The sequence below is a fragment of the Saccharopolyspora sp. NPDC049357 genome, from assembly GCF_040677225.1.
GTDB lineage: Bacteria > Actinomycetota > Actinomycetes > Mycobacteriales > Pseudonocardiaceae > Saccharopolyspora.
Window position 1 is genome coordinate 37,420 of sequence record NZ_JBFAQJ010000051.1, and the last position, 8,461, is coordinate 45,880.

The window sequence follows — 8,461 nt, forward strand, 5'->3', positions numbered from 1 at the left end:
AGGCTGAGCCCCACACCTGAAACAGCGGCTCCGCCGCGTTCTTCAACAGCCCCTAGAGGACGTCGGCGACGGCGGTGCCGGTCTCGTCCAGCGCCAGGCCGAGGTCGGCGCGTTCGACCAGCCAGCGGCTGGGCCGGTAACGCGGATCGCCGGTGGCGGAGTGCAGCGCCCGCAGAATCGTCAGCACCCGGCGCGCTCCCACCTGCTGACCCCACTCCAGCGGACCGCGCGGGTAGCCCAGCGCGAGCCGCACGGCGGTGTCGATGTCGCCGGGTGTGGCCAGCCGCTGTTCGGCGATGAAGCAGCTGGTGTTGACGATCGCCGCGAGCAATCGCTGGGCGATCATCCCCGGGCCGTCGCGCACGATCGTCACCGCACGTCCGGTGGCGGCCAGCGCCGCCCAAGCCGCACGGGCCACGTCCGGGTCGGTGGCCGGGTGCACGGTCAGCGTGCAGCGGGTGGCGTTGCTCAGCGGATCCACGCCGCAGACGCGTTCAGCGGGCAACCGCGCCGACAACGCCGCCGACGCCGCGCTGTGCCCGTGGGGCGTGACCAGCACGATCTCGGCGGAGGACGGTTCGTCACCGCGCTCGACCGGTACGCCCGCCTCGGCCAGCGATTCCAGCAGCGCGGTGTCGTCGGCCCACACCGTCGCGCCGGTGGCCTCCGGCGCGACGGCCTCGGGTCGTTCCTGCTTGACGCCGTCCTCGTAGCGGTAGAACCCCTCCCCCGTCTTGCGGCCGAGCAGTCCGGCCTCCAGCCGAGCGCGGGTGATCGGCGACGGGCGCAGCCTGGGGTCGCCGTAGTAGCCGGTGAAGATGCTCTCCATCGCCGGGTGCGTGACGTCCAGCCCGGTGAGGTCCATCAGCTCGAACGGCCCCATCTTCAGTCCGAGCACGTCCCGGGCGATGCGGTCGACGTCCTCCGGGGTCGCCAGGTCCTCGGCGAGGATCTGCAGCGCTTCGGTGACCAGACCGCGCCCGGCGTGGTTGACCAGGAAGCCCGGCGTGTCGGTGGCCCGCACCGGCGTGTGCCCCAGTCGGCGGACCAGTTCGGTCAGCGCCTCCGGAAGGTGGGCGGCGGTGCGCGCACCGGGGATGACCTCGACCAGGCGCATCAGCGGCACGGGGTTGAAGAAGTGCAGACCGGCGAGCCTGCTCGGGTCCTGCAGAGCGGTGGCGATCGAGGTCACCTGCAGCGAGCTGGTGTTGGTGGCGAAGGCGGTGTGCTGCGCGCAGACCCGTTCGAGCTCGGCGAACAGCTCGCGCTTGGTGTCGAGGTCCTCCCGGACGGCTTCGACGACCAGGTCGCAGTCGGTTGCGCTCAGCGGGTCGGCGATCGCGACGAGCCGGCTCGTCGCGGCCGCGGCGTCCTCGGCGCTCATCCGGCCTTTGCCCGCGAGCTTGTCGTACATCCGGCCGATCTCGGCCACCGCGGTCTCGACGACCTCCGGTCGGGCATCGGCGAGTTCGACGGTGATGCCGGCGGCCGCGCAGATCTGGGCGATGCCGCGCCCCATCACACCGGTGCCGATCACCCGCACGGTCTTCACGCGCTCCGCCCACTCGCCCGGCAGCATGGTCGACTCCTTCGTTGACGACACCGATTCCGGTCAGCTTCGCACGCCTCGCCGAGAGCGTCCAATACCGAATTCACACCCCGGTGAGACGCGTTGCGACATAATCGTCGCAGCTTACGATCCCCGCTGATGCTGTGCTACCAACGAAAGAACGACGTCCGAAACGGCGGCGTGCCAACGCGAAGGAGCAAGTGATGCGCGAAGCGGTGATCTGCGAGCCGCTGCGGACCCCGATCGGCCGGTTCGGCGGAGTCTTCAAGACGGTGTCGGCGGTGGAGCTGGCCGCCACCGCGATCAAGGGACTGCTGGAGCGCACCGGGCTTCCCGGCGAGGAGATCGACGAGGTCATCCTCGGCCACTGCTACCCCACCTCGGACGCGCCTGCGATCGGCCGGGTCGCCGCGCTCGACGCCGGGCTCCCGGTGGAGGTCGGCGGAACCCAGATCGACCGCCGCTGCGGATCGGGCCTGCAGGCCGTGGTCGACGCCGCGATGCAGGTGCAGACCGGGGTCAGCGACGTGGTGCTGGCCGGTGGCGCCGAGAGCATGAGCAGCGCGCCGTTCTACACCACCGAGGCCCGGTGGGGCATCCGCGGCAGCGGACTGGAGCTGCACGACTCGCTGGCCCGGGGCCGCACGACGGCCGGCGGCAAGAACCACCCCGTTCCGGGCGGGATGCTGGAGACGGCCGAGAACCTGCGGCGCGAGTACGGCATCGCGCGGGAGGAGCAGGACGAGCTGGCTGTCCGCTCGCAGCAGCGCGCCGCCGAGGCCCAGAAGGCCGGGCGTTTCGACGACGAGCTGGTGCCGGTGCCGGTGCGCTCCCGCAAGGGCGAGGTCGTGGTCGACGTCGACGAGCACCCCCGGCCGGACACCACGCTGGAGCAGCTCGCAGGCCTCAAGCCGGTGCTGGGCAAGAACGACCCGGACGCGACCGTGACCGCGGGCAACGCCAGCGGCCAGAACGACGCCGCTTCGATCTGCGTCGTCACCACTCCGGAGAAGGCCGCCGAGCTGGGGCTCCGCCCCCTCGTGAAGCTGGTGTCGTGGGCGCGGGCCGGCGTGCCGCCGAGGACCATGGGCATCGGTCCGGTGCCGGCGACGGCCAAGGCGTTGCAGCGCGCCGAGATCGGTCTGTCCGATGTGGACCTCATCGAGCTCAACGAAGCCTTCGCGGCGCAGGTGCTGGCCTGCACCCGCGAATGGGAGTTCAAGCCGGGCGACTTCGAGCGGCTCAACGTCAACGGTTCCGGCATCTCCCTGGGTCACCCGGTGGGCGCCACCGGTGGCCGGATCCTGGCGACGCTGTCGCGCGAGATGCAGCGCCGCGAGGCCCGCTACGGGCTCGAAACCATGTGCATCGGAGGTGGGCAGGGCCTGGCCGCCGTCTTCGAGCGGGTCTAGGACGCGGCTCAGCGGGCGACGCTCCACAGTGGAGGGCGAGCGGTCGTCGGTGGCGAGGACTAGGCTGGACGGCGTTCTCAGCGATCTGTTTCGAGGAGCTGTTCATGGCGATCGCCACCGCTGACAAGGTCGACCGCGAAGCGCTGCTGGAGTTCCTGCGGCCGCGGCACAAGGGCGTCCTGGTCACCACCCGAGCCGACGGACGGCCGCAGATGTCGCCGCTGACCTGCGGTGTGGACACCGAGGGACGGCTGGTCATCTCGACCTACCCGGAGCGGGCCAAGACGCGGAACCTGCGCCGCAACCCGCAGGCCTCGGTGTGCGTGGTCTCCGACGAGTGGAACGGCCCGTGGGTGCAGGTCGACGGCACCGCGGAGGTGCTGGACATGCCCGACGCGCTGGACGGCCTGGTCGAGTACTTCCGGTGCATCTCCGGTGAGCACCCGGACTGGGACGAGTACAGGGAGGCGATGGTCCGCCAGGACAAGTCGCTGATCCGGATCACCATCGACAGCTGGGGCCCGATCGCGACCGGGGGTTTCCCCGCTCGGCTCGCCCAGGACTGAACCCGTTCCACCGACGCCCCGGTCCCGCACGGGCCGGGGCGTCAGTCCGTCCGGGCCCGGACGTTGAAGGCCCGGGAGAAGCGAGCGCTGCGCAGGAACACCGAGAGCAGCAGCAACCACCCGAATCCGACGCACAGCGCGATGCGCTGGAAGAGCCCCGCGTAGGGCTCGAAGTCCGGAACCCGGGCGAATCCGAGCACGGCCAGCACGAATCCGGCCGCGCAGGCCACCGCTGTCGCGAAGCAGTAGGCGGCCCACCAGGGGTGCTGGGTCGATCTGAACAGCCGGCCCTGCAACCAGCTCGCGACGGGCACTCCCAGGAACACGCCGATCGAGAAGAGCTGGTGGAGCACACCGGTCGCGGTGATCTCCCCCACCTCGCCCGGTGGGAAGCCGTTGACCGGGTCGGTGGTGAAGAAACCGGCACCGATGAGACCGACGCCGATCGCGATGATCAGCCCGGGAATCCACCAGTTGCCGCCTAATCGCAGCAGCACCGACCGCGCGCCGAACGCGAAGCTCGCGACGAGGACACCGCTGATGCAGAAGTTCACCGCCTGCGCCCAGCCGAGAGGACCGATGGCCAGCGAACTCACCGGGTGGCGGAGCGGGTCGTAGTCCGACCGCACCGAACCCAGCACCAGGAACACGGCCACGAACAGCACCGCGCCCGCGGTACCGCAGCGGAGCAGCGTCCGTTCATCCCGAGCCTGCAGCATGCGCGGCAGCCTAGCCGGTGACATCACCTCCAGAACCCACGGTCGTGACCAGCGTCGCCGCGTGCTCAGCTCCGTCCCAGCGCGCGCAGGGCCGCGCTCCCGCCGATGAGCAGCACCAGAGCGGCCAGCGCCCAGCGCCGCTTCTCCTGCGTGGTGTGCCCGGACTCGTCGGCGTCCGGGTCCTCGGACGCCGACGCGGGCGAGGCGGTTTCGGACGCTTCGGACGGCTCGGTCGGTTCCTCGACCGGTTCAGGCGGCGCGGGGCCGCGGGTGGGCGTGGGGGCGGGCGTCTCAGTCGGAGCGGGCCGCGTGGGGGCCGACGTCGTCGGGGGCGCCGTCGGGGACGGTGCGGGAGTGCTCGGCGGCGGAGGCGCCGGCGGGGTCGTTGGTGGTGGTGTTGTTGTCGGTGGCGTCGTTGATGGTGGCGGAGGCGGTGGTGCTGGTGGTGGCGGTGGTGCTGGTGGTGGTTCCAGGCACCCCGCGGCGTCGGAACTGGACATGTGCGGCACTTCGCCAAGCTTCTCCAGACTTCCGCCGCTGCCGATCCGGAACGTTTCGCCGCTGTGGTTGGCGGTGACGTAGAGCGCCCGGTCCTTCCCGATCACGACGGACCCGTAGCTGTCGGGCAACAACTTCCGCAGCCACACCACCGGATCGACCACGCCGGTGCGATGATCGATCCGGACCACCGCCGGGATTCCCGAATAGGTCTGGGCGACTCCGTAGAGCAACCCGTCGGGACCGACGTCGAAGTCGTCGACCCCGAACGGACCGTGGCGCTCGTCCAGTTCGACCGAGGACAGCACGTGCCGGAACGTCGGGCTCTCAGGATCGACGTCCACCACGTGCAGGTAGTCATCTTCGAGGACGTACCAGCGGTTCCCCCGGATCGCCCCCGCCGTCGGGTGGCCCAGCGGGTTCCGCACGGTGTCGGCACGCCCCGCGATGACCGGTCCGAGGTCCAGCGGTGGATCGCTCGGCCGCAGCACGATCACGTGGCCGCCGTCGGAGAAGCCCGAGGCGATGCCGTAGGCGTAGCCCTGCGCGGCCGAATACCCGAGGGCGTTCATCCGGTACGGCAGCACACCGACCCGGGTGTCGGTGAAGTCGGGCAACACCACCCGGTGCAGCACCGACGTGCTGCCGCGGGTGCGGACCTGCAGCGCCTCGCACGCCGGATCCGCCTCGGCGGCCGGGGCGACCACCGCCGCCAGCAGCGCGAGGGCGCCGGCTAGCCCCGCCCGAGTCGTGCGAGCGCCCACTGAAACGCCTCCGGTTCGATCCGAGAACCGCCGCTGAACGGGTTCTGCAACTGGAAGATCGCGAACAGCAGCAGCGCCAACGCACCGGCCAATGTGGACACCAGAACGATGTGCGGGAACAACTTCGTGCCGCCGAAGAGGTTCGGCAGCAGCACGCACACCAGGCTGCCCACGATCAGCACGAACCACACGACCGCCACGACCCCTCGGTCGAACGCCCGGGTGAGTCGTTCGTGCCGCTCCGAGTAGACGTCGTTGAGCTTGTCCAGGGCCTCGGACTTGCGGTCTTCCTGGAACTCCCCGTCGGCCGGCGCGTTGACCACCACCGATCGGATCTGGTCCAACTGCCCCCAGCCCGGTCCACCGACCGGAGTTCCGCGCTGCATCTGCGGCCATTCGACGCCGACCACGCCGTTTAAGTAGGCCACGCTGTTGCTGCGCACCTCGGCCGCGATCGGCGCCGGCAGCGATTCCACCGCCCAGGACACCGCCACGAGGTCTTGGGCCTCCTGGTAGGCGCCGTCCCTGGCGTCGGAGACCGCGTCGAACAGCGTCACCAGCACGAATGCCAGGACCACGGCCTGCAGGCCGCTGACGATGGTGAACACCTGCCCGGCAGCGTCGTTGTTGCTCGGACGTCCCTCGTCCTGGCCGATCCTGCGCACCAGGTAGCCGATCAGTGCAGCACCCAGCGATGCGCCGAGCACCCAGAGGGTTCCGCTGACGATCAGGTTCATTCCGCCACACCAGCGGTCGTTTCGCGCACGACGTCGGGTTGCCGTTGTGCGGGCACCACCGGCACTTCGGGCTCTAGCAGATCACCCACCTCGCAGCCCAGCACGCGGCATATGATGTCGAGATCGTCCAGCTTCAGGCTGGCTGGAGTCTTCGACCACAGGCCGGACATCTTCCCGGCGGAGATCACCAGGCCGTGCTCGGCGAATCTCCGCTGCAGGTCGGTGGCCTTCCAGATACCGCGCTGCGCCGCGACCAACCGCAGGTTCCACTTCACGCGAAATCGCCTCCTGGAGAGAAGAGTCAACCGGTTCGCCGATTCTGATGGTCCGTCACCTATCTCGACCGAACCCGGGAAACACCCGGCAGAACCACATCCCGAACAATACGCCCAAGATCGCTGTGAATTGGATAACCCGATTCGTGGAATTCGAGTTCACACATCCGTCGCCCGAGTGGAGCAATGCGGTCTCGAAACCTTCCGTTCGACCGCCCCGCTCATTGGGTCGCCAGGCTGATCGAACCCCGAAAACGACTAGCGGGACGGGAGTTGCCCACCACTCTGCGTGGCGCAATAGGAACATCAGGTGATCATGGCGACCCCCCGCGCTGACCACCAGGTATAGCGCCATTCAGCACTTTCGGGTGACTGTACGGCCCAGTTGCTTGGTGCTAGCGTTCCATCCGGAAGCGACGCCGGGGTCGCGAATCACCCGGAGAACAATTCCTTCCAATCCATTTCTCATTCCTCGACGACATTCGCCGATTCAACTTTCGCGTCCACCTTCGCACGGGACCGAACCCCTTCGAGCACTCTCCCGACGATTTGTCAGCTCTATGATTGGTGGTATTTCTGTCGTGACTGCGACCGATCCGAACCCCGCCGACACCGAAGCGCCGCAGTTGAGCCTGGGTACAGCCGCAGCCAGGAATCTCGCGACCACGACCAAGTCGGTCCCGCAGATGCAGGGCATCACCTCGCGGTGGCTGCTGCGCATGCTGCCGTGGGTGCAGGCCGCGGGTGGCGTGTACCGGGTGAACCGCAGGCTGAGCTACACCCTCGGGGACGGGCGAATCACCTTCAGCAACACCGGGGCCGATGTCCGCGTCATCCCCCAGGAACTCCAGGAACTGCCGCTGTTGCGCGGTTTCGACGACGAGGCGGCGCTTCGCGCGCTCGCCGAACGCTTCGTGCAGCGCCAGTTCGAACCGGGCGAGGTGATCGCCAACTCCGGTGACCCGGCCGAAGAGGTCGTGCTCATCGCGCACGGCAAGGTGAACAAGATCGGCACCGGCGAGTACGGCGACCAGACCGTGCTGGACGTGCTCGCCGATGGCCAGTACTTCGGCGCGCAGGTGCTGGCGGGCGATTCCAGCGAGTGGGACGCCAGCTACAAGGCGGTGACGCCCTGCACCGTGCTCTCGCTCGGCCGGCGAACGTTCCAGGAGCTCAACGGCTCGTCGGAATCGCTGCGCGAGCACGTCCGGCAGGCCCTCGCCGGACCCGGGCGGCCGCACAACCCGCACGGCGAGGCCGACATCGACATCGCATCGGGTCACTCCGGCGAACCTTCGCTGACCGGCACGTTCGTGGACTACGAGCTGGCACCGCGCGAGTACGAGCTCAGCGTTGCCCAGACCGTGCTGCGCGTGCACAGCCGCGTCGCGGACCTCTACAACCAGCCGATGAACCAGACCGAGCAGCAGCTCCGGCTGACCATCGAGGCGCTGCGCGAGCGCCAGGAGGAGGAGCTGGTCAACAACCGCGACTTCGGCCTGCTGCACAACGCCGACCTGCGGCAGCGCATCCCCACCCGGACCGGACCTCCGACTCCCGACGACCTGGACGAGCTGCTGACGCTGGTGTGGAAGGAACCGGGCTGCTTCCTGGCACATCCGCGCACGATCGCCGCGTTCGGCCGGGAGTGCAGCAAGCGCGGCCTGTACCCGCAGAGCATCGACCTCGGCGGGCACCAGGTCCCCGCCTGGCGAGGCGTGCCGATCCTGCCGTGCGACAAGTTGCACGTCAGCGACAAGCGCACGAGCTCGGTCCTGCTGATGCGGCTCGGCGAGCAGAACCAGGGCGTGGTCGGTCTGCACCAGACCGGCCTTCCCGACGAGTACCGACCCGGGTTGTCGGTGCGGTTCATGGGGGTCAACGAGCAGGCGGTCATCTCCTACCTGGTCAGCGCCTACT

Annotated in this window: 8 protein-coding genes; 3 read left to right on the plus strand and 5 right to left on the minus strand. The window is 69.3% G+C overall.

The window, feature by feature from the left end; genetic code table 11:
• Positions 1-52: 52 nt before the first annotated feature.
• A complete protein-coding gene (locus AB0J91_RS29245; RefSeq protein ID WP_363875201.1) occupies positions 53-1,579 on the minus strand; it encodes a 3-hydroxyacyl-CoA dehydrogenase in 1,527 nt (508 codons plus the stop codon).
• A 194-nt stretch (positions 1,580-1,773) separates the two neighbouring features.
• Between AB0J91_RS29245 and AB0J91_RS29250 the strand changes: the two genes are divergently transcribed.
• Entirely contained in the window at positions 1,774-2,982 is a 1,209-nt protein-coding gene (locus tag AB0J91_RS29250; RefSeq protein ID WP_363875204.1) for an acetyl-CoA C-acetyltransferase, read from the plus strand.
• Positions 2,983-3,080: 98 nt separating this feature from the next.
• Positions 3,081-3,548: a PPOX class F420-dependent oxidoreductase gene (locus AB0J91_RS29255; RefSeq protein WP_363875221.1), complete on the plus strand. Its 468-nt coding sequence runs from the start codon at positions 3,081-3,083 to the stop codon at positions 3,546-3,548.
• 41 nt (positions 3,549-3,589) lie between these two features.
• Here the strand turns inward: AB0J91_RS29255 and AB0J91_RS29260 are convergent, their stop codons facing one another.
• The 4 genes from AB0J91_RS29260 to AB0J91_RS29275 form a co-directional block, all read right to left on the minus strand.
• A complete protein-coding gene (locus AB0J91_RS29260; RefSeq protein ID WP_363875207.1) occupies positions 3,590-4,267 on the minus strand; it encodes a DUF998 domain-containing protein in 678 nt (225 codons plus the stop codon).
• A gap of 65 nt (positions 4,268-4,332) precedes the next feature.
• Positions 4,333-5,529 carry a hypothetical protein gene (locus tag AB0J91_RS29265; RefSeq protein WP_363875210.1) on the minus strand — a complete coding sequence of 399 codons (1,197 nt, stop codon included), beginning with the start codon at positions 5,527-5,529 and terminating at the stop codon, positions 4,333-4,335.
• Entirely contained in the window at positions 5,499-6,266 is a 768-nt protein-coding gene (locus AB0J91_RS29270; RefSeq protein ID WP_363875213.1) for a hypothetical protein, read from the minus strand. Before AB0J91_RS29270 ends, AB0J91_RS29265 begins: the two co-directional genes overlap by 31 nt.
• A complete protein-coding gene (locus AB0J91_RS29275) occupies positions 6,263-6,541 on the minus strand; it encodes a helix-turn-helix transcriptional regulator (protein WP_363875215.1) in 279 nt (92 codons plus the stop codon). The genes AB0J91_RS29270 and AB0J91_RS29275 overlap by 4 nt, the downstream gene beginning before the upstream one ends.
• A 581-nt stretch (positions 6,542-7,122) precedes the next feature.
• Here AB0J91_RS29275 and AB0J91_RS29280 point away from each other — a divergent pair.
• On the plus strand, positions 7,123-8,461 hold a 1,339-nt coding region (locus tag AB0J91_RS29280), incomplete at its 3' end, for a family 2B encapsulin nanocompartment shell protein (protein ID WP_363875218.1).

Coding starts and splice junctions, on each gene's coding strand:
- AB0J91_RS29245 (WP_363875201.1), bottom strand. CDS start 1,579: ATGCTGCCGGGCGAGTGGGCGGAGCGCGTGAAGACCGTGCGGGTGATC.
- AB0J91_RS29250 (WP_363875204.1), top strand. CDS start 1,774: ATGCGCGAAGCGGTGATCTGCGAGCCGCTGCGGACCCCGATCGGCCGG.
- AB0J91_RS29260 (WP_363875207.1), bottom strand. CDS start 4,267: ATGCTGCAGGCTCGGGATGAACGGACGCTGCTCCGCTGCGGTACCGCG.
- AB0J91_RS29270 (WP_363875213.1), bottom strand. CDS start 6,266: ATGAACCTGATCGTCAGCGGAACCCTCTGGGTGCTCGGCGCATCGCTG.